The following is a 24333-nucleotide window of genomic DNA, read 5'->3' as shown; positions in this document are numbered from 1 at the left end:
TTCGCCTCGGATTCCTTAACTCTTCTGCAGGGTCCCCACCGGCTACGGGACGCAACCGACCGCTCCGAGGTCGTTCACTGACTCGGCCGCATCTCGAAGCTCTCGCGTTCCACCAGTTCGTGCGACCCGCACTCCGGGCACTCCCGCGGGTCCCCGTCGAACGTCGTCCCACACTCCGCGCACTCCAGTTCGACGCCTTTCTCCGTGTCCGGTACGAGCATGTTCTTGAGTTTGGCTACGATACCCATGGACGACGATTCGACCCGCACGCTGAAGCACGTTAGCATACCTCGTATCTGTGAGAGGAGGGCTCACGGCGCCGCACCCCGTTTCTCGGGGACGCGATGATCGGTCCGCCGAGCGCGTTTCAGAGCGCCAGTATTTATCGGGCGGGATTCGGATAGGGATAACGTATGCTCGATCTGAAATCGAAGGCGCTCCTGCTGGCGACCCTGTTCGTCGTGAACTTCCTGTCGTTTCTCTTCGGCGGGCTGCTCGGCGTCGTGGTCCTCCTCCCGTCGATAGGGTTCGCGCTCCACGTGCTTCGTCGGTAACGCGCCGGCCGCTCGTCCCCGCGATGCCCACCGGCGCGGTCCGAGCGCTTTTTGCGGGCCCCGCGCCTACCCCGACGCGTGGAGCTACACGTCCTGTACGAGGGGGACGACGACCCCGACAAGTGCACCGCCCGGAAGCTGGAGCGGTTCGACCTCGCCGACCTCCACCGCAGCACGGGCGAGACGCCGTACGGCGTCGTCCTGAACCCGCACGCGGAGCGGGCGCTCTCGCCCGCGGACGCCGACGCGAACAGGCTCGTCGCGCTCGACTGCTCGTGGGAGACGGCCGGCGAGGCGATGTTCGACCTGCCGGGCGAGCACCGGGCGCTGCCCTTCCTCGTCGCCGCCAACCCCGTCAATTACGGGCGGCCGTTCCGCCTGACGACCGTCGAGGCGCTCGCCGCCGCGCTGGTCATCCTCGACGAGCGCGAGCACGCCGAGCGAATCCTCGCGAAGTTCACGTGGGGCGAGACGTTCCTCGACCTCAACGAGGAGCCGCTCGCCCGGTACGCCGACTGCGAGGATTCGAGCGACGTCGTCGCCGTACAGGACGACTATCTGGTCGAAGAGTGACGCAGCCACTCGGAAACGCTTTTACCCGCCGGTGAGCAACGGGCGGGTATGGCTTCATTCGACGCAGCCGAGGGACGCATCCTCGACAAGATGATCTGTATGCGCTGTAACGCCCGCAACCCCAAGCGCGCCGACAACTGCCGGAAGTGCGGCTACGGCAACCTCCGCCCCAAGGCAAAGGAGACCCGCAGCGCCTGATCGGTCTCGGCCGCTCTTCTCACCGACGCCCGCCGGACAGCCCCGCTACTCGTCGGGGTACTTCGGCTCCCGCTTCTCCGCCCGCGAGAGCGCCGTCTCGATCACGTCGCGGACGTCCCCACGGAACTCGTCGCCGTGGCCCGCGTATATCTCCTCCACGCCGTCCGGCAGACGGTCGAGGATCCGCTCGATGCTCTCGATGAGCTCCTCTCGGGACTGGCCGGGGGAGTCGGTCCGGCCGAAGCTGCCGTAGTCGAACGCGCCGTCGTCGTGGACGACGACGTCGCCGCTGTAGATGGTCGACTCGCTGATCAGCGAGACGTGGTCGTCCGCGTGGCCGGGCGTGTAGACCACGTCGAACGCCTCCTCGCCGATCGTCACCTCGTCGCCGTCTGCGAGCTCCTCGGTGCGGTGCGGGTGGTCGGCGTACGCGTACACCTCGGGATCGAACGCGTCGACGACGGCGTCCAGTTCCGAGACGTGGTCGCCGTGCTGGTGGGTGAGCACCACCGCGTCCAGTTCGTCGGTCTCCTCGCGGATCCGGTCGACGACGCCCGGCATCGCCCCCGCGTCGACGAGCGTCGGCCGGCCCTCCGGCGCGAGGTAGGCGTTGCAGGTGAACGTGTCGGCGTCCGCGGTGACGTTGACGACTCGCATGCGCGTCAGTGGGGCGCACAGGCGCAAAACAGTGGGGGAACCGGAGCCGCGATGATCGGAACGCCGCGCGGACCGGAATTGGATGACCGTTTCCTGCGGCGTAAATTACTGCAGATATTAATATTTCTCGGGGATAACCGCCGCAGAAGTTTTTAGCCTCAAGTTACTATCGTCGACTGTATGGGCTTCGGGAGCTACGACGAGTCCGAACAGGACAACCAGGAACTCGGAGACATCGAGGACGACGACGGCGTAACGACCGAGGAGAACGAGCACGACGGCGACGTGGAGTACGAGATCGGCGCGTCGAACGACGAACTGATCAACCGCCTCCAAGACATCAAAGAGGACGACGCGAGCTGATGAAACCCGGGACGCGGGCGCTCGGGATCGCCGAGTCGTTCCGTTCGGAGACGAGCACGCTCGCCGGAGCCGTCACCCGCGCGTCCCGCGTCGTCGACGGGTTCGCCTTTTCTACCTGCACGGTCGGCGGCGACGACGCCACCGACGCGATAGTCGAGTTGTACGAGCGGCTGGACCGCGAGGACGTCCGCTACGTGATGGTCGCCGGCGTCGCGCCGGCGTGGTACAACCTCGTCGACCTGCGCGCCGTCCGCGACGCGGTCGACCGACCGGTCGTCGCGGTCACGTTCGAGGAGAGTTCGGGCCTCGAAGCCTCGCTCCGCGAGGAGTTCGACGGCGAGGCCCTGCAGTGGCGACTGGACGCCTACGACGCCTTGCCGCCGCGTCACCCGGTCGACGCCGGCGACGACACCGTGTTCGTCCGGTCGGTCGGCATCGACGACGACGAGGCCGACGAGGTCGTCCGGGCGTTCACGCCCGAGGGCGGCCGGCCGGAGCCGGTCCGCGTGGCGCGGCTGGCCGCGCGGGCCTGTGACGAAACCCGAAGAGAGTAGTACGGCCGGCGGCACTGAGAGCGTATGAGTACGGACGATGACTTCGCCGTCGTCGACTGCGAGCGCTGTCCGGCGCTCTGTGAGTCCCGCAGCAGGATCGTCAACGGGGCCGGGCCGGCCGACGCGGACGTGCAGTTCGTCGGCGAGGCCCCCGGCGCGACCGAGGACGAGCGCGGCGAGCCGTTCGTCGGCCGGAGCGGGGACGTGCTCGACGACGCCCTGCTCGCGGCCGGGATGGACCGCGAGACGGTGCGGATCAGCAACTGCGTGCGCTGTCGCCCGCCGGACAACCGCGACCCGACGACGGAGGAACTGGCGAACTGCCGGGAGTACCTGGAGCGCGAGATCGCGGCGGTCGACGCCGAGGTCATCGTCACGCTCGGTAAGGTGCCCAGCGAACACCTGCTCGGCCGCGACGTCGCCGTGACGAAGGAGGCGGGCGACGTGGTCGACGTCCGCATCGGCGGCGAACCGCGGCGCGTCCTCATCTGCGTGCACCCCGCTGCGACGCTGTACGACCGGAGTCAGGAGGACACCTTCGAGGCGACGCTGGAGCGGGCCGCCGACCTCGCCGGCGTCGAGTCCGGCGGGAGCGGGCAGTCGCGGCTCGGTGAGTTCTAAGAAAGCCCTCGCGCACCGCCGGCGCGGCGCGCTGCGCCCTTTCAATGTCCGCCGCAACGCGCTCGCTGGCCTCACGGGCTCCGCCCGTTCGGCATCCGAGGCGACTCCGTCGCCTCGCAACGCTCGCGCCGGTCAGCGGACGGGGGTCTGTGCGGTCGGCACTGCTCCGCACCAGTCGACGAGCGCAAGCGCAGGATTAACTCGGTACGGTCGTTAGGCTTCGACGAGATGGACGAGGCGACACTGCGGTACGACGCGGTGCTGTTCGACAACGACGGCGTGATCGTCGAGCGGACCAGCGACGGCGTGATGGAACCCGCCGTCTGCGGGGCCTTCCGGGAGCTGGGCGTCGACGACCCCGATCCGCACCACGTCGACTACCTGATCCGCGGGCCGATGGACGAGATTGAGGACGTCTGCGAGTCGTACGGCCTCGACCCCGAGCGGCTCTGGGACGAGCGCGAGGCGCGCGCCGCCGCGGGGCAGGCGGAGTCGATCCGGAACGGCGGGAAGCCGCTGTACGACGACGTCGCCGCCGTCGCCGACCTGCCGCTCTCGCTCGGCATCGTGAGCAACAACCAGTCCGAAACGATCGACTTCGTCGTCGACTTCTACGACCTCGACTGGCTCGACTTCGCGAGCGGGCGCGAGATGAGCCTCGAAGGCGTCCACCGCAAGAAGCCCGAGCCGTACTACCTGAACCGCGCGCTGGACGAACTCGGCGTCGGCTCGGCGCTGTACGTCGGCGACAGCGCGGTCGACGTGGCCGCCGCGGACGCCGCGGGGATCGACTCGGCGTTTATCCGCCGCCCGCACCGCGCGGACTACGACCTGCCCCACGAACCCACCTACGAGATCGATAGCCTCGACGAGATTCCCGGTCTGGTTCGCGGTGCGACGGTTCCCGAGTAGTAAGGGACTTGACCGCCCCGTTCCTACGGTTTCGCATGAGTCAACAGACCGCGGCGACCGAGGGCGACGGGGCATCGGCCTCGGTCGTCGTCGTCGACTACGGACTGGGGAACCTCCGCAGCGTCACGCGCGGCCTCGAACGCGCGGGCGCATCGGTCACGGTGACCGACGACGTATCGACGTTCCCCGACGCGGACGGCATCGTACTGCCGGGCGTCGGCGCGTTCCGCGAGGGGATGGAGAACGCCGGCCCGTACCGCGACGCGCTGCTCGACGCCGCCGAGCGCGGCCAGCCGGTCTTCGGCATCTGCCTCGGCATGCAGATGCTCCTCACCAGCAGCGAGGAGGCCGAGCGCGCCGGACAGGGCGACGTGCAGGGCCTCGACCTGATCCCCGGCCGCAACGTCCGCTTCGCGCAGGGCCAGAAAGTGCCCCACATGGGCTGGAACGAACTGACCGTCGAGCGCGACCACCCGTTAGTCGACGGCGTCAACGGGGAGTACGCCTACTTCGTCCACTCCTACTACGCCGAACCGGACGACGACGACGCCGTGGTCACCACGACCGACTACGAGACGTCGTTCCCCAGCATCGTCTCGAACGAGGCCGGCAACGTCTTCGGCACGCAGTTCCACCCCGAGAAGAGCGGGGAGACCGGACTTCAGATCCTGCGCAACTTCGTCGAGATCTGCTCGGAGTGATGCCGCCCGGCGCCGCACGCGTCGTTATTCATCCGGATTCGGTGATACTCGCCGAGCCGTAAGAGCCATTACATGTAGCTTTGAACAGGTTGATATGACGATAGAAAACGAACGGCGACGCCGGATCCTCCAAGCCGGCGCGGCCGCGTTCGTTAGTGGACTCGCGGGCTGTTCGAGCTACCTCGAAGACGACGGAGGAGCGCTGTCGTCCGGGAACGGCACGACGGGAACCGAGACGATCGAGCGAGAGGAGATCGAACTGCCGGTCGAGGGGGAGGCCGAGTGGATCGGCTACGGCGAGACCGCGAGCAGCCGGGTCACGGAGTCAGCCCCGAGTGACCCCGCGTACGACGGCCGCTACGAGCCGTGGACGTTCACCGGTCGCGAGGGCGACGTCGTCACCGTGACGATGGAGTCGGACCCGGGCGACCCGTACCTCTATCTGCTGGACGAGGACGGGACCGTCCTCGAAGAGAACGACGACGGCGGTTCCAGCGAACTCGATGCCCAGATCGCGGGGTACGAACTCCCCGAGGACGGCACGTACGTCGTGCTGGCCGCGAGCTACGGCGACGAGGTGGACTTCCCCTACGAACTCGGCGTCCGCGAGGGCGTCGAGGGCGAGAAGATCGACCTCCGATCGATCGAGGTCGGGGAGACGGCGACGGGGAAAGTCGACGTCGAGGACCCCGACCAGTTCGAGGACTACGAGGGGTTCCACGAGCCCGTCTCGTTCGAAGTGGCGTCCGACCAGGCGGTCACCATCGAGATGTCGTCCGACGAGGCGGACCCCGTCTTCGGGGTCGCGGACTCGACCGGGGCCGTCGTCGCCTCCGACGACGACGGCGGTGACGGCCTCGACTCGCGGCTCGTGGCGTTCCCCGCCTCCGCCGACGAGGAGTACACCATCGTCGCGACCAGCTACGGCGGCTCGGTCGGCTTCGAGTACGAACTCAGCGTCCAAGAGGCGGACGCGTCCGACGGTCGCGACCTCCGGTCTATCGAGATCGGCGAGACCGCCACCGGCGAGATCGACCACGGCGACCCGGAGAGCGACCGGTTCAACGGGTACTTCGAGCCGGTGTCGCTCCGGGCCGACGGCGGCGAGACCGTCTCCATCGAGATGACCGCCGCGGACGGCGACACCTACCTCTACCTCCTCGACCCCGCCGGCAGCGTCATCGCTCAGGACGACGACGGCGCGGGCTCGCTGAACTCGCGGATCGAGTACGCCGAACTCTCCGACGCCGGCGAGTACACCGTGGTCGCCGGCGGGTTCCAGACGAACGGGTTCTTCGAGTACGAGCTCAGCGTCCAGGAGGCGCAGGTGGACGGGAGAACCGACCTCCGGTCGATCGAGATCGGCGAAACCGCTACCGGCGAGATAGACCCCGCGGATCCGGAGAGCGACCGGTTCAACGGGTACTTCGAGCCGGTGTCGCTCCGAGCCGACGGCGGCGAGACCGTCTCCATCGAGATGACCGCCGCGGACGGCGACACCTACCTCTACCTCCTCGACCCCGCCGGCAGCGTCATCGCTCAGGACGACGACGGCGGTAGCGGACTCAATTCGCGGATCGAGTACGCCGAACTCGCCGACGCCGGGGAGTACACCGTCATCGCCGGCGGGTTCCGGTCGGACGGCTTCTTCGAGTACGAGCTCAGCGTCCAGGAGGCGCAGGGGAGCGGGGGCGGAGGAGCCGACCTCCGGTCTATCCGGATCGGCGAGACCGCGAGCGGCGAGATCGACCGCGACGACCCGCGGAGCGACCGGTTCAACGGGTACTTCGAGCCGGTGTCGCTCCGGGCCGACGGTGGCGAGACCGTCACCATCGAGATGAACTCCGCGGACGGCGACACCTACCTCTATCTCCTCGGTCCCGACGGCAACGTCATCGCCGAGAACGACGACTACGGGGGCTCGCTGAACTCGCAGATAAGCGGGGTCACCCTCGACGACGGCGGGGAGTACTTCATCATCGCCGGCGGGTTCCGGACGAACGGCTTCTTCGAGTACGAACTCTCCGTCGCGGAGCAGTAAAGGACTGCGGGGCCTTTCACACGCGTCGCGGGTCCGAGCCGACGGACCGAGCAGGTTCTACGGGAATCTTCGGGGCTTGACTCCGAGGCGGTTCACAGGAACTCCCGCACTTCCGAGTACCACATGTCGTGGTGGTCGACGGCGTCGATGCGCTCGGCGATGGCGACGGCGAGGGAGTGCCAGCACAGCTCCGTGGGATCGTCGGGGTCGAGGTTGTACTCGCTGTCCTTGCAGGTGCAGCCGCCGTCCTCGACGACGTACTCCTCGCGGTGGCCGACGACGACCGTGAAGTCGCGGTACTCCTTCACTCGCCCCTCCGAGACGGCCTCGATGGCCTGCACCCCGCGGTCGCCGTGAACCGAGGTGATGCGGTTGACCGCGCCGGGGGTGAGCTCGCCCGCGTCCTCCAGCGCGGCCTGCCACTCCTCGACCCGAGTCACGACGGCCCACCCCATCTCGCGGTCCGCCCGGCGGAGATCCCGTTCACTGCCCGGCACTATACAGGCCCCCGACAAAACAGGTTCGGTGTCGCGGAACCGCGGGCGAAACCCCCGTCGAACCGGGCCGTCCGATCCGCATGGCTTACGGCGTCGGGACGGCGAGGTCGAGGCATGCACGTCCGGGAAGGCGGGGTCGAGATAGAAGTCCCCGAGCAGGAGAGCGAGGGCATCGACGACGCGGTGTTTTTCAACCCCGTCCAGGAGCTGAACCGCGACATGACCGTCGCCGTCCTGCGGGCGTTCGCGGAGCGGGAGCCCCGCGCCGAGCGGTACCTCGACGCGATGGCCGCAAGCGGCATCCGGGGCGTCCGCGCGGCGGCGGAGGGGTGGGACGTCACGCTCTGTGACGTCGACGAGGTCGCCGTGGCGCTCTGCGAGCGGAACCTCGCCGCGAACGACCTGGAGGGAGAGGTCGTTCAGCAGGGTGCGAACGCGCTCATGCACGACGACGTGTTCGACGTGGTCGACGTCGACCCGTTCGGGACGCCGATGCCGTTCGTCGACGCCGCCTTCGCCAACACCCGGGACATGGTCTGCGTGACGGCGACCGACACCGCGCCGCTCTGTGGCGCGCACTTCGACAGCGGCGTGCGGAAGTACAGCGCGGTGCCGCGCAACACCGACTACCACGCCGAGATGGGGATGCGGATCCTCGTCGGGGCGCTCGCCCGCACGGCGGCGCGGTACGACACCGGCGTCGTCCCCGTGCTCTCGCACGCGACGAACCACTACGCCCGGACCTACCTCGAACTGGAGCACCGCGCGACCGACGCGAACGAGGCGATCGACGAACTCGGCCACGTCTACCACTGCGAGGAGTGCCTCTACCGCGAGACCGAGCGCGGCCTCATCGCGGACCCGCTCGACGACTGCCCGAACTGCGGGAGCGAGCGCGTCACGACCGCCGGGCCGCTCTGGCTCGGCCCCCTCCGCGAGCGCGAGTTCGTCGCGAACGTCCGGGACGCGGTCACCCACGAGATGGGCACCGCCGGGAAGGTCCGCGACCTGCTCGAAACGCTCGAAGCCGAACTGGACGAGCCGACCCACTACGACCAGCACCGCCTCTGCAAGGAGTGGACCCGCCCAGCGGCGGCGATGGACGCCTTCCTCGGCCGCCTCCGTGACGCCGGGTACGAGGCGTCGCGCGCGCACTACGGCGGGACGACGTTCAAGACCGACGCCGACGTCGAGGCGATCCGTCGGGCGACCGAACACGAGTAGGGATTAGTGCGCCCGAGTTGAAGCGTCGGTCGTGCGCCGGAAACTGCAGCGCGCGGTCGGGTTCGCCGGGAGCGTCGTCGCCGTCGTCCGGGAGCGACAGGTCACCTTTCTGGCGGCCGGCATCGCCTACTACGCGTTCGTCTCGCTCGTGCCGCTGCTCCTGCTGGCGCTCGTCGTCGGGTCCGTCGTCGGCAGCGAGGGGCTCGCCGAGCGGATCGTCGACGCCACCGCGGGCGAGATACTCACCCCGACCGGCGAGGAGCTCGTCCGCGACGCCCTGACCGGCCAGACCGGGCGCGGCGGCGCGACTGTCGTCGGCGTGGCGACGCTGCTGTGGAGCGGTCTCAAGGTGTTCCGCGGCCTCGACTACGCCTTCTCGTCCGTGTACGGGACCGCCGGCAGCACGTCGCTCCTCGACGACCTCCGGGACGGGGTCGTCGTCCTGTTCGCGGTCGGCGTCGGCGCCGTCGCGGTCGCGGTGATCAACGCCGCGGTCGGCAGCGTCTTCGGACAACTGGCCGGCACGGTCGCGTCGCTCACGTCGCTGCTCACCCTCACGGCCGTGTTCTTCCCGCTGTACTACGTGTTCCCGAACGTCCCGTCCGATCTCCGGGCGGCGATGCCCGGAACCGTGTTCGCGGCGTTCGGCTGGACCACGCTGGGAGCGGGATTCCGGCTGTACGCGGCCAACGCCGACGCGTACGCGGCCTACGGCGTCCTCGGGGGCGTCCTCCTGCTCGTCACCTGGCTCTACTTCGGCGCCGTCGTCCTGATGCTCGGTGCGGTGGTTAACGCGATCAGGGCCGGTTACGCCGGGCCTAGGGACCGGCAAGTACAACATCCCGGCCGTGGACAGTTACGAGCAACCCGATCGATGACCGACGAGGACGAGCCGGCCGCCGTCGCGGGCGCCGGTACGGCGGACGAGGAGTTGACTGCCGACGACTTCGAAGCCGAGGAGTCGTCCCACGAGGACCTCGAAGCGGAGATCGAGCGACTCCGGGAAGAGATCGAGTCGTTCGAGGACGAGGTCGAGGAGCGGACGGTCCACCGCGACGACATCGAATCCGACCTCAAGCGGTACGTCCGCAAGCGTGTCCGCAGGGGCCACGCCCGCGGCTGGGGACCGTACCTCGTGTTGCTGTACGGCACCGCGATGACCATCGGGGCCTTCTACCTCCTCCAGGGAGTGTGGGCGATCCTCGCGATGCTCGTCGTCTGGCTGTCGACGCTCGGACTGTACACCCTGATGGTGCTCGTCGGCGCGGGGCTCTCACTGCTCGAAGCGCCCGGCCGCGTCCGCGACGCCATCGGCTCTTGGCGTTCATGAGTCGGAGCGTCGGCGTCGTCGAAGCGCTCCGGGAACTCCTCCCGGCGCCGGTGGCGGCGGCGTTCGCTCTCGTGACGCAACTCGGCGACGTCTGGCTGTACGCCGTCGTCCTGACGTTTCTCTACTGGTACGGGAACCGCGAGGACACCGTCCGCATCGTCGGCGTCGGCATCGGCGCCATCGGCGTGACCCTCGCGCTGAAACAGGGGTTCGCGCTCCCCAGGCCGGACGTCGGCCCGCCCCCGGCACCGGCGTTCCTGCCGGCCGTTCTCGATCCGGTGTACGCGGAGATGACCCACGCCGACGGGTACGGCTTTCCGAGCGGGCACGCGGTCGGCAGCACCGCCATCTGGGGAGCGATCGCGCTCTGGACCGACGTGGGCACTCGTCGCCAGCGGTTCCTCGTGGCCGCGACGCTCGTGGGCCTCATCTCGCTGTCCCGACTCGCCCTCGGCGTCCACTTCCTCGTCGACGTGGTCGCCGGCGTCGCGGTCGGTGCCACGTACCTCTGGGTCACGGCGGTCGCCACCTCGCGCGCGGGAGACGGGGGCGTGATCGCGCTGGAGATCGGCACGGCCCTGACGGGAACGGTCGCTCTCATCAACGGCACGGAGGACTCCCTCGCCGCGTTCGGGGCGGCCGCCGGCGCGCTCGTCGCCTGGTACGCGGTAGACGTTCCCCTGGAACCGTGGCCGCGGACGCACGTGGGTGCGGGCTACGCGGTCGCGACGATCGTCGCCCTGGGGGCGGTCGGTCTCGTCTGGACCGTCTTCCCGCTGTCCGGGCTGACGATCTTCGTGGTCGCGGCGTTCACTGTCGGCGGGGTCATCGCCGCGCCGGCTGCCGTGCGACGCGCGAAGAAACGGAAAACGAGAACGAGAACGCCTTAGAACTTCTCGAGATACTTCTCTTCTTCCCAGCTGCTGACGTGCGTGCGGTAGTCGGCGAAGTCGGCGCGCTTGGCCTCGACGAACTTCTCGGTGACGTGCTCGCCGAGCGCCTCCGTGACGACCTCGTCTTCCTCCAGCGCGTCGACGGCCTGACCGAGGTTCGGCGGGAGCGTCTCGATGCCGTACTCCTCGCGCTTCTCGTCGTCGAACTCGTAGATGTCCTCGCGGACGGGGTCGCCGGGATCGACCTCGTTCTCGATCCCCTCGAGACCGGCCTTGATGACGGCGGCGAGGCCGAGGTAGGGGTTACACGACGGGTCGGGGCTGCGGATCTCGAAGCGGGCGCTCTGGCCGGCCGCGTCGGGGACGCGGATGAGCGCCGAGCGGTTGACGTCGGACCACGCGATGTACACCGGCGCCTCGTAGCCGGGCACGAGGCGCTTGTAGGAGTTCACGGTCGGGTTCGTGACGGCCGTGAACGCCTTGGCGTGTTCGAGGACGCCGCCCATGAAGTGCTTGGCCGTCTCGGAGAGGTTGAACTCGTCGTCGTCGTCGGCGAAGGCGTTGCCGTCCTCGTCGAACAGCGAGATGTGGCTGTGCATGCCCGAACCGTTGATTTCGCCGATCGGCTTGGGCATGAACGTCGCGTGGAGGTCGTGCTGCTCGGCGACGGCGCGGACGACCGCGCGGAACGTCGCGATGTTGTCGGCCGTCGTCAGCGCGTCGTCGTACTTGAAGTTGATCTCGTGCTGTCCCTCGGCGACCTCGTGGTGGCTGGCCTCGATGTCGAAACCCATCTCCTCGAGCGTGAAGATGATCTCGCGGCGCACGTCGCTCGCGAGGTCCTTCGGCGCGAGGTCGAAGTAGCCGCCGTTGTCGTGGGGCGTCGTCGTCGCCTTCCCGTCCTCGTCTTTCTCGAACAGGAAGAACTCGGGCTCGGGACCGATCGAGACCTCGTAGCCCATCTGGTCGGCCTCTTCGAGGACCCTCTTGAGCACCTGACGCGGGCCGCCCTCGAACGGCGTGCCGTCCGTGTTGACGACGTCGCAGATGAGGCGGGCGCTCGCGACGTCGCCGTTCGAACGCCACGGCAGGATGGCGAACGTCGACGGGTCGGGTTCGAGGCGCATGTCCGACTCCTGGATACGGACGAAGCCCTCGATGGAGGAGCCGTCGAAGTAGATGCCCTCCTTGAACGCCTTCTCGACCTGCGTCGCGGGCATGGAGACGTTCTTCACCGATCCCGTGATGTCGGTGAACTGCAGGCGCACGAACTTGACGTTCTCCTCCTCGATCTGTTCCAATACCGCTTCCTCCTCCTCAGAGAGGCCCTCGGCCTTCTCCGCTAGATTTCCGGTTGTCATCTTTCTCGTCACCGGATCCAAATATCCCTACTACTAAAGTCCTATCCCTCTGCGCAATTCTTCCCTTCTCGCCACGAAATTGTATATTCGTTAAATTCTAATGCCTGGGGGCGCATCGGTGATACAATGACGTACGAAAATCTCGACGCAGAACTAGTGAATGCACTTCTGAACGACGGCCGCGCCTCCCTCCGGAGCCTCGGCGAGGAGCTCGACGTCTCGGTCACGACCGTCTCGAACCACCTCTCCGACCTCGAGGAGGAGGGGGTCATCGACGGTTACACCCCCGTCGTCGACTACGGCGCGCTCGGCTACGACGTGACCGCGATCATCCAGCTCAAGGTCGAGGGCAACGCCCTCCCCGACATCACCGACCGCCTGGAGGGCCACAAGCAGATGATCAGCGTCTACGAGGTGACGGGCAACTACGACATCATCGCCATCGGCAAGTTCCAGGACACCGACGGGATGAACCAGCAGATCAAGACCCTCCTCACGGACCCCGACATCAACGAGAGCAACACCTCCGTCGTGCTCGACGCCGCCAGCGAGAACGAGCAGTTCGAACTGGACATCGAAGACTGAGCGGTCGGTCGCGCGCGGACGCAGTGTCTCGCCCGTAGCACGCGGCGGGCGAACGCGCCTCGATCGCTTTTGCAGCCGCCACTGGCGCTCGCGGAGACGGGGTCACGGCCGACGGCCGAACGGCCGCGCCGCCGAAAGCGGCGGCTATCGAACGTCGCGAGCGGCGAAAAAACGGAACGCGAATCGATCGGTGAGCGAGCGAACGGGACAGCGGTCAGACGGTGATGTAGTCGGTTCGAACCGAGCTTACATCATGCCGCCCATGCCGCCGCCCATGCCGCCCATGCCGCCGGCACCGCCGGGGCCGCCTTCGTCGTCGCCCTTGTCGGTCGACAGGTCGCCGGCGGAGATGATGTCGTCGATCTTGAGGACCAGATTCGCGGCCTCGGTGGCGCTGGAGAGCGCCTGCTCCTTGGCGTGGGCCGGCTCGACGACGCCGGCGTCGAAGGTGTCCTCGACGCTGGAGGAGAACACGTTCAGGCCGGCGCGGACGTCGCCGTCCTCGTGGGCGGCGCGCAGGTCGACCAGCGTGTCGATGGAGTCGAGGCCGGCGTTCTCGGCGAGCACGCGCGGGACGAGCTCCAGCGAGTCGGCGAAGGCCTCGACGGCCAGCTGCTCGCGGCCCTCGACGCCGTCCGCGAAGTCGCGGAGGCGGCGAGCGGTCTCGACCTCGATGGCGCCGCCGCCGGAGACGATGCGGCCGTCGGAGACGGTCTGGGCGACGACGTCGAGCGCGTCGTTGACGCCGCGCTCCAGCTCGTCGACCACGTGGTCGGTGGAGCCGCGCAGGATGAGCGTCACGCCGTGGCTGTCGTCGCCGGTGACGTAGAACAGCTCGTCCTCCTCGTCGCGGGTGACGTCGCCGCGGCCGAGGTCGTCGGCGGAGACGCTGGAGAGGTCGGAGACGATGTCGGCGCCGACGACCTCACGCAGGAACTCGATGTCGGACTTCTTGGCGCGGCGGACGGCGAGGATGCCCTCCTTCGCGAGGTAGTGCTGGGCGAGGTCGTCGATGCCCTTCTGGCAGAAGACGACGTCGGCGCCGGAGTCGACGATCCGCTGGACCTTCTGCTTGATCTGGTCTTCCTCCTGGTCGAGGAACTGCTGGAGCTGGTCGGGGTCGGTGACGGAGACCTCGGTGTCGACGTTCGTCTCGTCGACCTCGATGGCCTGGTCGAGCAGGAGGATGTCCGCGTCCTCGACGCTCTCGGGCATGTCGTCGTGGACGGGGTCCTTGCTAACGGTCGCGCCGTTGAGCAGCTCGGACTCGCCGGCGGAGCGGCCGGTCTGGGTCTCGATGTTGAGGAACTCGAGGTCGACCGTGTCCTCGACGGTGACGGCGGAGACGGCGTCGACGATGAGGCGGGAGAGGTGCTCCTTGTTGAGCTCGGCGCCCTTGCCGGTCATCGATGTCTCGGCGACGGAGCGGAGGAGCTCCTCGTCGTCGGTGTCGACGTCCTCGGCGATGTCGTCGACCTCCTTGCGTGCCTGCTCGCTCGCGAGGTGGAAGCCCTTGATGATCGCCGTCGGGTGGATGTCCTGCTCGAGGAGGTCCTCGGCGTTCTTGAGGAGTTCGCCCGCGATCGCGACGGCTGTGGTCGTGCCGTCGCCGGCCTCGTCCTCCTGGGTCTCGGCGACCTCGATGATCATCTCGGCCGTCGGGTTGTCGATGTCCATCTCCTTGAGGATGGTGACGCCGTCGTTCGTGATGGTGACGTCGCCCATCGAGTCGACGAGCATCTTGTCCATCCCTTTCGGGCCGAGAGTGGACTTGACGGCTTCGGAGACCGCTCGCGCCGCAGAAATGTTGTAGTTCTGCGCGTCCTGATCCTTGACGCGCTGTGACTCCTCGCTCATTACGATCATCGGCTGTCCCTGCTGCATTCGCTGGCTCATAGTCAACTGAGAGTTTGATTGTGATTCTATATAAATCTTTCCGAAGTGCCCGAACGCCTCGACGGCTCCCTCACGAGATCTACTGCCGGAAATCGCCGTAAGGGTCGGCCGTTCGGAGGTATAATTGTCAAGTGTTAACGTAGCATCTCCCGGGGCGTGACGCCGGTTCGCGAGCGTTTATAAGTAGGTGCCCGCTCAGTCGAGCGGTTCGGCGACCGCCGGGGCGTCGTTCGACGGGTCGTTGACCGCGGTCGAGACGGGGTAAGCGCGCATCTCGTCGGCCGGGAACGGGTCGAGCAGGTCCGCCGCGGCGTCCGGGTCGGCGTCGAGCCAGGCCCCCCGGTCGTCCTCGTCGAGGATGACGGCCATCCGGTGGTGGAGGTCGGCCACGAGGTCGTTCGGTTCCGTCGTGACGACCGCGAACGTCTCCAGCCGCCGGGTCTCCGGCGTCGCGTCGCCGCCGTCGCCGAAGGCGTCCAGCCCGACCTGTTCCACCTCCGCCTCCCAGGTCGCCCAGAGGCCCGCCATCGCGAACGGCCGGTCGTCCTCGAACGCGACCCGGTAGGGCTGCTTGCCGTCGCCCTCGTCGACCCACTCATAAAACCCGTCGGCGGGGACGAGACAGCGCCCCGCCCGGGGACCGTCAGCGTCGGCGTAGCTCTGCCGGAAGGCGTCCCGGAAGCTCGGTTTCTCGGCGACCGTCTCGGCGCGGGCGTTGATCAGGTCGTTACCGATCCCGTCGTCGTCCGCCCAGTGCGGGACCAGCCCCCACCGCAGGAACTCGATGCGGTCGGACGCCGCGTCGCGGACCACCGGTAGCTCCTCGCCGGGCGCCATGTTGTACCGGGGACCGAACTCGCGCTCGGGCGCGGCGTCGAGCAGGTCGACGACGTCTTCACGCGGCGCGAACAGGCTGTAGCGGCCACACATGGTTCTCGGTACGGGAGGTCGGACCAAAACACCGGCGGAATCGGCGTCTGGCAGATTCCGGCCGCAGAGGCCTCGTACGCTGCGGTAGGTGGCACCTTCTCAGGTAAGTAGTCCGTTATTCGCCGTGTACTGAAGGGGCATCCCGTCGAAGTCGCTCGTGGGTGACGGGCCAGGTCACCTGGTGGACATGAACGACAACTGCGAAGCCGTCGTCTGCGAAAGCGGGTGGTTCGAGATCCGCGATCCGGTCCGGGTAGGGCAGTGGATCGCGGTCGAGAATCCGGTCGAGGTTCGGCGTTAGCAGGGGGAGTGGGGTCCTACCGTCTTCGCGCACGCGCCGTCTGTACCATGGATCCTCGACCGGTCCGCCCGTCCGCGGGCGCGTCTGTCCGACCAGGTCGGTCGTTGCCGCCGCCGGTCGCCGCTTCATTTCTTCGCGGACTACGCGGGAGTCGACGCTCCTCGTCGTGGTCGACGTAGAAACGCCAGGACTGGGATTTGAACCCAGAATCCCGAAAGGGAACACGCTTTCCAGGCGTGCGCCTTACCGTTCGGCCATCCTGGCTCACTCTGATGTAGCGGGGTGGTTCGTTTAAACCCTTTTGTTCCGTCTCGCCAGCCAGCCCTCCCCGAGATAGGACAGGACAGTCGCCCCCGCGGTGACGGCCACGGCCACCCCGACGACGGCCGCTCCGGAGACGCCGTCACCGCCGGCGAGGAGGTACCCCTGATAGAGCACGAGAAACGCCAGCCCTCCGACGACGCCCCAGAGGACGCTGGCCTTGACGCGCTTCCGGTCGGATCGGTCGTCCGGCATCGCGCTGCGGCCGTCGGTCACTCCGAGCTGGCGACGGCTTCGATCTCGACGCCGACGCCTTTCGGGAGCGCGGCCACCTCGACGGCGCTTCTCGCGGGCGGGTTGTCGAGGAAGTACTCCTGATAGGCCTCGTTCATCTCGTCGAAGTCGTCGATGTCGTCGAGATACACCGTGACCTTCAGCACGTCCTCCGGAGTGAGCCCCGCCTCGTCCAGGATCGCGGAGACGTTCTCCAGCGACTGCCGCGTCTGGACGGTGATCGACTCGTCGTCGAGCAGGTCGCCGTCGGCGGTCATGGGGATCTGACCGGCGGTGAACACGAGCGATCCGTCCGTCGTCGCCTGACTGTACGCACCTACCGCGGCCGGTGCGTCCGGCGTGTCGATGACGCGCTTCATGGCGGAACTGTCGGCCGGCGGGGTCTTAAATTGTCAGTAGGCGTCCCCGGCGTCCACCGGCCCGGCGAACGCCGAGTAGAGGACGGCGAAGTACCCGATCACGAGCGGGATCAGCACCGCGGCGGCCGCCGTCATCAGGTTCAGGGCCGTCGTCGACACCGCGGCGTCGGCCACCGACAGGCCGGTCGCCGGGTCCATCGCGGGGTACAGCAGGACGGCGACAAGCGCGACGAACGCGTACGTGAGCCCGCCGGCCGCGCCGAGCGCGAGGCGGTACCGGCCGCGTCGCATCGCGATTCCGTAGCCGCCCGCGAGCGCCACCGAGAGCGCGACCAGCGCGGCCGGCACCGGCGCGACCAGTGCCTCCCCGACGGCCGGCGCCGTCAGCGCGAGCGCCGCGAGCGACAGCACGACGAGCGCGAGGTACGCCGCGACCGCCGGGACGCCGTAGGCCGTCGTCGCCGCCTGGAGGCCGCCGCGGGTCTTGACGCCGAGGAACGCCGCCCCCGAGAGGACGGTGAGCGCGACGACGCCGAGGCCGACGACCGGGCCGGCGAGCGTGAGGCTCCCCTCGGCCCCGGCTAGCCACGCCGCCGCGAAGGCGCCGAGCAGGAACGGCGACGCGACGCTCCCCGCGGCGAAGGCGGCGCCCCAGACCCGCTGCCACCGGTCGTCGTGGCGCTGTTCGTACATCTCCGGCGCCAGCCCGCGCGCGCCGAGCGCCGCGAGGAGCGCGAACAGTAGCAGGTAGTGGCGGCTGAAAAGCGCCGCGTACGCCGCCGGGAACGCCGCGAACAGCGCCCCGCCGAAGACGACGAGCCACACCTCGTTGCCGTCCCAGAACGGGCCGATAGCCGCGACCAGGCGCTCGCGCTCCTCGTCGTCGCTCCGGGTGGCAAACAGCGCGCCGACGCCGAAGTCGAACCCGTCGAGAAAGAGGAAGGTCCCGAGGAAGGCGAAGACGACGCCGAACCAGAGTTCGGGCAGCGCCAGCCCCAGCACGGGGTCCTCGGAGACGAGGTCAATCATCGGTCGTCACCTCCTCGGGCGCCGTGGGGGCGTCGACGGCCGGCGCGTCGACCACGTCGGCCGCGTCCGGCGGCCCCCGCCGCAACAGGTGGAGCACCACGCCGCCGTAGAGGGCGAGCAACAGCGCGTAGCCGCCGGTGAACCCCGCCAGCGTCAGGGCCGCCTCGGTCCCGGTGAGCCCGGGCGAGACGCCGTCGCTCGTCCGCATCACCCCCTGGATCACCCACGGTTGCCGGCCGACCTCAGTCACTATCCACCCGAGTTCGACCGCGACGACGCCCAGCGGCGACGACCACGTGAGCGCCCGGTGCAGGCGGTCGCTCTCGAACAGCCGCCCCTGGTACCAGCGATACCCGCCCCACAGCGCGAGGGCGACGAACCAGACCCCGAGCGCCACCATCAGCCGGAACGACCAGAACACGTAGGCGACGGGGGGCGATCCGTCGAACTCGTTCAACCCCTGAACGACGGCGGAGGGGTCCCCGCCGCTCGCCAGTGCGGACGCGAGACTGGGGACGCTTACCGTGAACAGGTTCTCCGCCCGCGGGTCGGCGAACGCGTCGAGGCTGGTCGGCACGGCGATCAGGTGGAGTTCCGCGTGCGATTCGGTCTCGTACTGCGCCTCCATCGCGGCGAACTTCTGGGGCTGGGTGTCCGCGACGTGGCGGGCGTAGCTGTCGCCGTGGAGCACCTGAAACGGGGCGGTGAGGAGGAGGACGACCATCGCCGCCTTCAGCGTCGTCCGCCAGAACCGGTCGCCGTCGCCCGTCCGGACCCGATACGCGGCGACGCCCGCCAGAAACAGCGCGACCGAGAGCACGGCCGCGCTCTGCATGTGGACGAACATCCACGGGAACCGCGGGTTCGCGTACGCCGCAACCGGGTCGACGAGCGTGACGACCGGCTGGCCGCTCTCGCGGACGATCTCGAACCCGCGGGGGGTCTGCATCCAGGAGTTGGCGATCAGGATCCACACCGCCGAGAGCCACGTGCCGAGACCGACGAAGACGCTCGACAGGAAGTAGAGCCGGTCCGACACCCGGTCGCGGCCGAAGACGAACACGCCGAGAAACGTCGCTTCGAGGAAGAACGCCATCATCCCCTCGACGGCGAGCGGGCCGCCGAACAGCTCGCCGGCGGCGGCCGAGAACGCCGCGAAGTTCGTCCCGAACTCGAACTCGAGGACGAGGCCGGTGACGGTGCCGACGGCGAAGGAGACGGCGAAAACCTTCGTCCAGAACGACCGGAGACGCGGGTAGACGGGGTCGTCGGTGCGCACCTCCTTCCACGTGAAGTAGACGAGGAAGGGGGCCAACCCCATGCTCATCACCGGGAACACGATGTGGACGACGGTCGTGAGGGCGAACTGGAGTCGGCTGGCGAGGACAGGGTCTATCATGGCTGGCGGGCGACTCGACGCTTGAATGCCGCGGCGAATAAGTTCGGATCGGGTTCTCGGTACGCGGGAGTCGGGGAAAGAAATAGGGCGATAGAGAACCGAAATTATGGGTCAGGCGAGCACGTCCACCTCGTAGCCGTTCTCCCGCAGTCCCGCGATGAGCCGCGCTACGTGGTCGTCACCGCGGGTCTCCAGGTCGAGTTCGACCTCCGTGGCGTTCATGGCGATGTCCCGCGAGGTGCGGTCGTGGCGGATCGCGTAGATGTTCGCCTGCTCCTCGGCGACGATGTCGAGCAGGTTGTCGAGCGCCCCGGGGCGGTCCTTGAGGACGGTCCGGATCTTCAGGTAGCGGCCCGTCTCGACTAGCCCGCGCATGATCACGGTCGTGAGCGTGTTGAGGTCGATGTTCCCGCCGGAGAGCAGCGGGACGACCGTCTCGTCCTCGCCGAAGTCGAACGACTCGGTGAGCAGGGCCGCGAGCGTGATCGCGCCCGCGCCCTCGACCAGCGTCTTGCTCCGCTCCAGCAGGTAGACGAGCGCGACGGCGACGTCGGAGTCCGAGACCGTCACAACTTCGTCGACGCGGTCCTCGATGACGTCGAACGTCTTTTCGCCGACCCGGCGGGTGGCGATCCCGTCGGCGATCGTGTCGACCGAGTCGAGTTCGTGGATCTCGCCCTTGTCGAGCGACGGCGCGACGCTCGACGCCCCCTCGGCCTGCACCCCGATCACGCGCGCGTCGGACTTCTGCTCCGTGACGGCCGTCGCGATGCCGCTTATCAGCCCGCCCCCGCCGATGGGGACGACGACGGTGTCGACCTCCGGCAGGTCGTCAATGATCTCCAGGCCGATGGTCCCCTGACCGGCCATCACCTTCTCGTCGTCGAAGGCGTGGACGTAGGTCCGCTCCTCGGCGCGTTCGATCTCCTTCGCGCGTTCGGCCGCCTCGTTGTAGTCCGCGCCGTGGAGCACCACTTCGGCGCCGTAACTCCGGGTCGCGTCGACCTTCGAGATGGGCGCGTGCTGGGGCATGACGATCTTCGAGTCAACGCCGACCCGGGACGCCGCGAGCGCGACCCCCTGCGCGTGGTTGCCGGCGCTCGCGGTGACGACGCCCGCGTCCTGCTCTTCCTCCGTGAGCGTCATGATCCGGTTCGTCGCGCCCCGGATCTTGAACGACCCCGTCCGCTGGAAGTTCTCTAGCTTCAGGTACACGTCTGCGCCGGTCATCTTCGAGAAGGTGTGCGAGTATTCGAGCGGTGTGTGGCGCGCCGTGACGCCGACCCGCTCGCGCGCCTCGCGGACGTCTCCGAGTTCGAGCATGCGAGCAAATACTTGCGCCGATCGTTAATCATTTAGGATACGCGGCGCGGAACGATCCGCTTCACGTCGGAGGCCGGCTGAGAGCACCGTCGCTCGGGCGTTCGAGAGAGGGTACGGGGAGTACCCAAAAGGGAAGGGGAGTGCACGGTGCGTGTGGCGTGCGTCCTATGGAGGAAGCCCCGTGAATATAAACGCCCGGTGTACGCAGTGAAAGTAAAACCGCGGTACGGCGAGGCGATGAAATTAACGTCGTGCGGTCGTCAGACGGGAGGCGGACGCCCGTCATTCGCGACGGAGTACCACGGCGTCGGTCGCCCGAACGTACCGCCGCACGCGCTCCGCGAACGGGCCGGAACCGAGCCATTCGACCGCGGCGCCCACCCCGAGTCGCTCCGGATCGCCGACGTACGTCGCCACCGGTTCGCCGTCCGGTCCCGGCAGGGAGACGCGAACGTACAGGCCGCGGTCGACCCCCTCGTAGGCGTCGAGGGCGTCCACGTCGTCGGTCCGCAGTATCCGGCCGTCGAGCGATCCCTCCGGCGCGGGCGCGAGCGTGGGATATTCGCCGTCGACGCGTTCGAATCCCTCGACTCGGGCGGGGCCGCGGAACTCGTAGTCGTCGAGCAGGTCGCTCGCCCGCGTTTCGTCCGTCAGCGTTCCGTAGACGAACACGTCCATACCCGGCGTTCGACGGCCGTCGCCGTCGGCGTTGCGCTTCGGGCGCTGTCGCTTCGACCCGGAGTTTCGCCAAAAACGGGCCCCGGAACGACGCGGTCGCGGCGAGGCGACGTCCCCCGACGCCGCCTCGGCGCAGCACTCCGGAGCCGCCGCGGCGTCCCCCGACGCCGCGTCAGCGTACCGTGCGAGGGTCGACGAACGACCCTTCGGCAGCCGTGATCCACGTCGACATCCGTTGCAGCCGGGACGCCCCCCTCGGGTACAGGGTGCACTCGTCCGGTTCACCGTCGTGTTCGACGGTGACGGCGTGGAGCACCTGCCCGGGCGAAACGACGTCGAGCGCAGTCGAGTTCGTGGTCATGGCTGTCGTGCACGTCCGGAGGCCGTTCCCCCGTATCCCCGTTCGGGGACAGACACCTCAGGGACTTGGTTATAAGCCGGCTAGACGACCGCGGCCGATCACGGTCCGACAGCGGTTCGGACCCTGATTCGACCCGTCGCCCGTGGGCTGTGTTATGCTCCTCTTACCGCCGATTTCCGGCATCTCAGGAGGTGTCGAGCGCTTGTGAAAAACGGGCTAGAAGTACAGTAAAGGGACATTTCCGACGCCGATCGGGACGGGAGAAGGGTGTGCGACGCCGCCCCACGGCGAGCGCGCGTTACCGCTCGTCGACGGGGACGAACTCCTCGCTCTCGGAGCCGACGTAGCGGGCGCGGGGGCGGATGAGGCGATTGTCGTCGTACTGCTCGAGGACGTGCGCGATCCAGCCGCCGACCCGGCTCATCGCGAAGATGGGCGTGTACACGTCGATGGGGATGCCCATCTGGTAGTACGTCGACGCGGAGTAGAAGTCGACGTTTGGCGCGATGCCTTTCTCCTCGGCCATGTACTCCTCGACGGCGACGCTCATCTCGTACCACTTCGTGTCGCCGGCGGCCTCGCCGAGCTCCTCGCTCTTCTCGCCGAGGATCTTCGCGCGCGGGTCTTTCACGTTGTAGACGCGGTGGCCGAAGCCGGGGACGCGGCGGCCCTCGTCGAGTGCGTCCTTCACCCAGCGGACGGGGTCCTTGTCGCTGTCGTCGACCTCCTTCAGCATCCGCATGACGTTCTGGTTCGCGCCGCCGTGGAGGCCGCCCGACAGCGTGCCGATCGCCGAGGTGACGGCGCTGTGGAGGTCGGCGAGCGTGCTGGAGGTGACCATGGAGGCGAACGTCGACGCGTTCAGCCCGTGGTCGGCGTGGAGGACCAGCGCCATGTCGAACGTCTCGGCGAGCACCTCGTCCGGCTCCTCTCCGTTCAGCATGTACAGGAAGTTTGCGGCGTGGCTCAGGTCGTCGCGGGGTTCGACGACGTCCTGTCCGTTGCGGAGGCGGTTGTACGCGGCGAGGATCGTCGGGATCTTTGCCGTGATCCGGCGGCCCTTCCGGAGGTTCGCCTCCCGGTCGTCGGGTTCGTGCTCGGAGTCGTCGGGGTCCGTGGCGGACAGCATCGAGACCGCCGTCCGCAGGGCGGCCATCGGGTCTTCGTCCTGAGCCGCGAGCTCCCGGACGGTGTCCATCACGCCGTCGTCGACGTCGCGCTCGGCCGCCATCTTCTCGGTGAACTCGTCGAGTTCGCCGCGGTCCGGGAGGTGGCCGTGCCAGAGGAGATACACCACTTCCTCGTAGCTGGCGTCCCGGGCGAGGTCCTCGATCGCGTACCCGCGGTAGATCAGACGGCCCTCGTCGCCGTCGATGAAGCTCAGCCCTGACTCCGCGACAAGCACACCCTCGAGCCCTTTCTTCAGCTCGTCAGACATAGCGTGTAAGTTCACTACCACTCGGGAAAAGTATTATCGTTTCCTCCGTTAACGATCGATCAGGTTCACGATCGATCACGTCTGTTATCGGAACGCCGCGTTCGACGGGAAGCCTCCGGCTCGCCCTGGGGTGATCGGTGGTCGCACCCGGGACCGCGTCGTCACGCGTCGAGTTCGTCGGCCAGTTCCTCGAAGGAGTCGATCGTCAGGTCCGGTTCGACTTCGTACGGCCCCCAGACGGTGTCCTGTCGGTTGACCCAGACTCCCTGCATCCCCGCGCGGAGCGCGCCGGGGACGTCCCACCACCCCGCGGCGACGAACAGGACGTTCCCGGTCGGGACGCCGATCCGATCCGCGGCGTGCTCGTAGATCTCCGGGACGGGCTTGAACCGCTCTATCTCGTCGGCGCTGACGTACCCCTCGATCAGGTCTCCGATGTCGACCGTCTCGATCATAGAGTCGAGCATCTCGGGGTTCCCGTTCGAGAGGACGTAGCAGTCGTAGCCGGCGTCGACGAGGCGCTCCATCCCGGGTCGCACGTCGTCGAAGACGTCCAGGTCGTGGTACGCTTCGAGGATCGCCTCGCGCTCGTCCTCCGACACTTCGGCGTCGACGCTGTGGAGCGCGTACCGCAGGGCGTGGCGGTTCATCTCGTAGAACGTGTCGTACTCGCCGATCGCGGTGCCGACGAACGCGTACTCCAGCGAGCGGGTCCGCCAGCGCTCGGCGACCCGGTCCGGGTCGTCGACGTGCTCGGCAAGTTCTCCCGTCACCGACCCAGGGTCGACGAGCGTCCCGTAGGAGTCGAAGGCGATCGCCTCGACCGCATCGCGGTTCAGAGCCATACCGCGAGTTGCGGTAGCAAGGCACAAATCCGTTGGTCCCGCGGCGCGACGTGCCGCGGTCGGGACAGCCGCCGCCCGCGGCGGGCCGCGACGGACCGCGAGCCGGGCGCGTTCCCGGTCGCCCGGAGCGGGCAACGTTTTTCTCGGGAGGGATG

General features: G+C 68.2%; 28 protein-coding genes and 1 tRNA gene. 13 read left to right on the top strand and 16 right to left on the bottom strand.

Features of this window, described 5'->3' with window-relative positions; translation table 11 throughout:
- Positions 1-74 precede the first annotated feature (74 nt).
- Positions 75-248 carry a hypothetical protein gene (locus tag D8670_RS20765; RefSeq protein WP_162994197.1) on the bottom strand — a complete coding sequence of 58 codons (174 nt, stop codon included), beginning with the start codon at positions 246-248 and terminating at the stop codon, positions 75-77.
- A 165-nt stretch (positions 249-413) separates the two neighbouring features.
- Between D8670_RS20765 and D8670_RS20760 the strand changes: the two genes are divergently transcribed.
- The 3 genes from D8670_RS20760 (at position 414) to D8670_RS05270 (ending at position 1325) form a co-directional block, all read left to right on the top strand.
- Entirely contained in the window at positions 414-554 is a 141-nt protein-coding gene (locus D8670_RS20760) for a hypothetical protein (protein WP_162994196.1), read from the top strand.
- Positions 555-632: 78 nt separating this feature from the next.
- A complete protein-coding gene (locus D8670_RS05275; protein ID WP_121817027.1) occupies positions 633-1127 on the top strand; it encodes a DUF367 family protein in 495 nt (164 codons plus the stop codon).
- Between the two features lie 48 nt (positions 1128-1175).
- The gene (locus D8670_RS05270) at positions 1176-1325 is read left to right on the top strand and encodes a 50S ribosomal protein L40e (RefSeq protein WP_121817026.1); all 150 of its coding nucleotides are present in this window, start codon (positions 1176-1178) and stop codon (positions 1323-1325) included.
- Between the two features lie 45 nt (positions 1326-1370).
- On the opposite strand, the gene D8670_RS05265 is transcribed toward D8670_RS05270, so the two are convergent.
- Positions 1371-1982, bottom strand: coding sequence for an MBL fold metallo-hydrolase (locus D8670_RS05265; RefSeq protein WP_121817025.1), 612 nt, complete (start codon positions 1980-1982; stop codon positions 1371-1373).
- 180 nt (positions 1983-2162) lie between these two features.
- Here D8670_RS05265 and D8670_RS05260 point away from each other — a divergent pair, with 180 nt between their 5' ends.
- From D8670_RS05260 to D8670_RS05235, 6 genes are all read left to right on the top strand, one after another.
- Positions 2163-2345 (top strand): DUF5786 family protein, encoded by a 183-nt coding sequence (locus D8670_RS05260; RefSeq protein ID WP_121817024.1) that lies wholly within the window; start codon positions 2163-2165, stop codon positions 2343-2345.
- Positions 2345-2899: an endonuclease dU gene (locus tag D8670_RS05255; RefSeq protein ID WP_121817023.1), complete on the top strand. Its 555-nt coding sequence runs from the start codon at positions 2345-2347 to the stop codon at positions 2897-2899. Before D8670_RS05260 ends, D8670_RS05255 begins: the two co-directional genes overlap by 1 nt.
- Positions 2900-2923: 24 nt before the next feature.
- Positions 2924-3520, top strand: coding sequence for a uracil-DNA glycosylase (locus D8670_RS05250; RefSeq protein ID WP_121817022.1), 597 nt, complete (start codon positions 2924-2926; stop codon positions 3518-3520).
- Positions 3521-3748: 228 nt separating this feature from the next.
- Positions 3749-4432 carry an HAD family hydrolase gene (locus D8670_RS05245; RefSeq protein ID WP_121817021.1) on the top strand — a complete coding sequence of 228 codons (684 nt, stop codon included), beginning with the start codon at positions 3749-3751 and terminating at the stop codon, positions 4430-4432.
- A gap of 35 nt (positions 4433-4467) precedes the next feature.
- Positions 4468-5133, top strand: coding sequence for an imidazole glycerol phosphate synthase subunit HisH (gene hisH / locus D8670_RS05240; RefSeq protein WP_121817020.1), 666 nt, complete (start codon positions 4468-4470; stop codon positions 5131-5133).
- Between the two features lie 94 nt (positions 5134-5227).
- A complete protein-coding gene (locus D8670_RS05235) occupies positions 5228-7174 on the top strand; it encodes a PPC domain-containing protein (protein WP_121817019.1) in 1947 nt (648 codons plus the stop codon).
- A 92-nt stretch (positions 7175-7266) separates the two neighbouring features.
- Here D8670_RS05235 and D8670_RS05230 read toward each other — a convergent pair whose 3' ends face one another.
- Positions 7267-7629, bottom strand: a complete 363-nt coding sequence (locus tag D8670_RS05230) for a hypothetical protein (protein ID WP_121817018.1) — start codon at positions 7627-7629, stop codon at positions 7267-7269.
- 156 nt (positions 7630-7785) lie between these two features.
- Here D8670_RS05230 and D8670_RS05225 point away from each other — a divergent pair, with 156 nt between their 5' ends.
- The 3 genes from D8670_RS05225 to D8670_RS05215 are packed head-to-tail and all read left to right on the top strand — an operon-like array spanning position 7786 to position 11115.
- Entirely contained in the window at positions 7786-8895 is a 1110-nt protein-coding gene (locus D8670_RS05225) for a tRNA (guanine(26)-N(2))-dimethyltransferase (RefSeq protein ID WP_121817017.1), read from the top strand.
- Between the two features lie 31 nt (positions 8896-8926).
- Positions 8927-10225 (top strand): YihY/virulence factor BrkB family protein, encoded by a 1299-nt coding sequence (locus tag D8670_RS05220; RefSeq protein ID WP_233752201.1) that lies wholly within the window; start codon positions 8927-8929, stop codon positions 10223-10225.
- Complete coding sequence (locus D8670_RS05215) at positions 10222-11115, top strand: phosphatase PAP2 family protein (RefSeq protein ID WP_121817016.1); 894 nt, start codon at positions 10222-10224, stop codon at positions 11113-11115. Before D8670_RS05220 ends, D8670_RS05215 begins: the two co-directional genes overlap by 4 nt.
- Here the strand turns inward: D8670_RS05215 and glnA are convergent.
- The gene (gene glnA / locus D8670_RS05210) at positions 11112-12479 is read right to left on the bottom strand and encodes a type I glutamate--ammonia ligase (protein WP_121817015.1); all 1368 of its coding nucleotides are present in this window, start codon (positions 12477-12479) and stop codon (positions 11112-11114) included. The two genes, D8670_RS05215 and glnA, sit on opposite strands and share 4 nt — an antisense overlap.
- 126 nt (positions 12480-12605) lie before the next feature.
- Here glnA and lrp point away from each other — a divergent pair, with 126 nt between their 5' ends.
- On the top strand, positions 12606-13064 hold the full coding sequence (gene lrp, locus D8670_RS05205) for an HTH-type transcriptional regulator Lrp (RefSeq protein ID WP_121817014.1): 459 nt from the start codon (positions 12606-12608) through the stop codon (positions 13062-13064).
- 246 nt (positions 13065-13310) lie between these two features.
- On the opposite strand, the gene thsB is transcribed toward lrp, so the two are convergent.
- The 12 genes from thsB to D8670_RS05145 all read right to left on the bottom strand — a co-directional run bounded on the left by thsB (position 13311) and on the right by D8670_RS05145 (position 24178).
- Positions 13311-14948 (bottom strand): thermosome subunit beta, encoded by a 1638-nt coding sequence (gene thsB, locus D8670_RS05200; RefSeq protein WP_121817570.1) that lies wholly within the window; start codon positions 14946-14948, stop codon positions 13311-13313.
- A 207-nt stretch (positions 14949-15155) separates the two neighbouring features.
- Complete coding sequence (locus tag D8670_RS05195; RefSeq protein WP_121817013.1) at positions 15156-15890, bottom strand: SOS response-associated peptidase; 735 nt, start codon at positions 15888-15890, stop codon at positions 15156-15158.
- A gap of 483 nt (positions 15891-16373) precedes the next feature.
- Positions 16374-16455: transfer RNA gene (locus D8670_RS05190), tRNA-Ser, on the bottom strand.
- Positions 16456-16482: 27 nt separating this feature from the next.
- Positions 16483-16707 (bottom strand): DUF7981 family protein, encoded by a 225-nt coding sequence (locus D8670_RS05185; RefSeq protein ID WP_121817569.1) that lies wholly within the window; start codon positions 16705-16707, stop codon positions 16483-16485.
- A 17-nt stretch (positions 16708-16724) separates the two neighbouring features.
- Entirely contained in the window at positions 16725-17105 is a 381-nt protein-coding gene (locus tag D8670_RS05180) for a Rid family detoxifying hydrolase (protein WP_121817012.1), read from the bottom strand.
- 33 nt (positions 17106-17138) lie between these two features.
- A complete protein-coding gene (locus D8670_RS05175) occupies positions 17139-18134 on the bottom strand; it encodes a cytochrome d ubiquinol oxidase subunit II (RefSeq protein ID WP_121817011.1) in 996 nt (331 codons plus the stop codon).
- Positions 18127-19533, bottom strand: coding sequence for a cytochrome ubiquinol oxidase subunit I (locus D8670_RS05170; RefSeq protein ID WP_121817010.1), 1407 nt, complete (start codon positions 19531-19533; stop codon positions 18127-18129). The genes D8670_RS05175 and D8670_RS05170 overlap by 8 nt, the downstream gene beginning before the upstream one ends.
- Before the next feature lie 111 nt (positions 19534-19644).
- Positions 19645-20856, bottom strand: a complete 1212-nt coding sequence (gene ilvA / locus D8670_RS05165) for a threonine ammonia-lyase (RefSeq protein WP_121817009.1) — start codon at positions 20854-20856, stop codon at positions 19645-19647.
- Positions 20857-21138: 282 nt separating this feature from the next.
- The gene (locus D8670_RS05160; RefSeq protein WP_121817008.1) at positions 21139-21534 is read right to left on the bottom strand and encodes a gamma-glutamylcyclotransferase family protein; all 396 of its coding nucleotides are present in this window, start codon (positions 21532-21534) and stop codon (positions 21139-21141) included.
- Positions 21535-21706: 172 nt separating this feature from the next.
- The gene (locus tag D8670_RS05155; protein ID WP_121817007.1) at positions 21707-21895 is read right to left on the bottom strand and encodes a DUF7511 domain-containing protein; all 189 of its coding nucleotides are present in this window, start codon (positions 21893-21895) and stop codon (positions 21707-21709) included.
- Positions 21896-22193: 298 nt separating this feature from the next.
- Positions 22194-23333 carry a citrate synthase gene (gene citZ, locus D8670_RS05150; RefSeq protein ID WP_121817006.1) on the bottom strand — a complete coding sequence of 380 codons (1140 nt, stop codon included), beginning with the start codon at positions 23331-23333 and terminating at the stop codon, positions 22194-22196.
- Between the two features lie 161 nt (positions 23334-23494).
- Positions 23495-24178, bottom strand: coding sequence for a haloacid dehalogenase type II (locus D8670_RS05145; protein WP_121817005.1), 684 nt, complete (start codon positions 24176-24178; stop codon positions 23495-23497).
- Positions 24179-24333: the final 155 nt, after the last annotated feature.

Source organism: Halostella limicola, assembly GCF_003675875.1.
Classification (GTDB): domain Archaea; phylum Halobacteriota; class Halobacteria; order Halobacteriales; family Natronoarchaeaceae; genus Halostella; species Halostella limicola.
The sequence above is the reverse complement of the archived record's forward strand: the minus strand, read 5'-3'. Positions and strand labels throughout refer to the sequence as shown.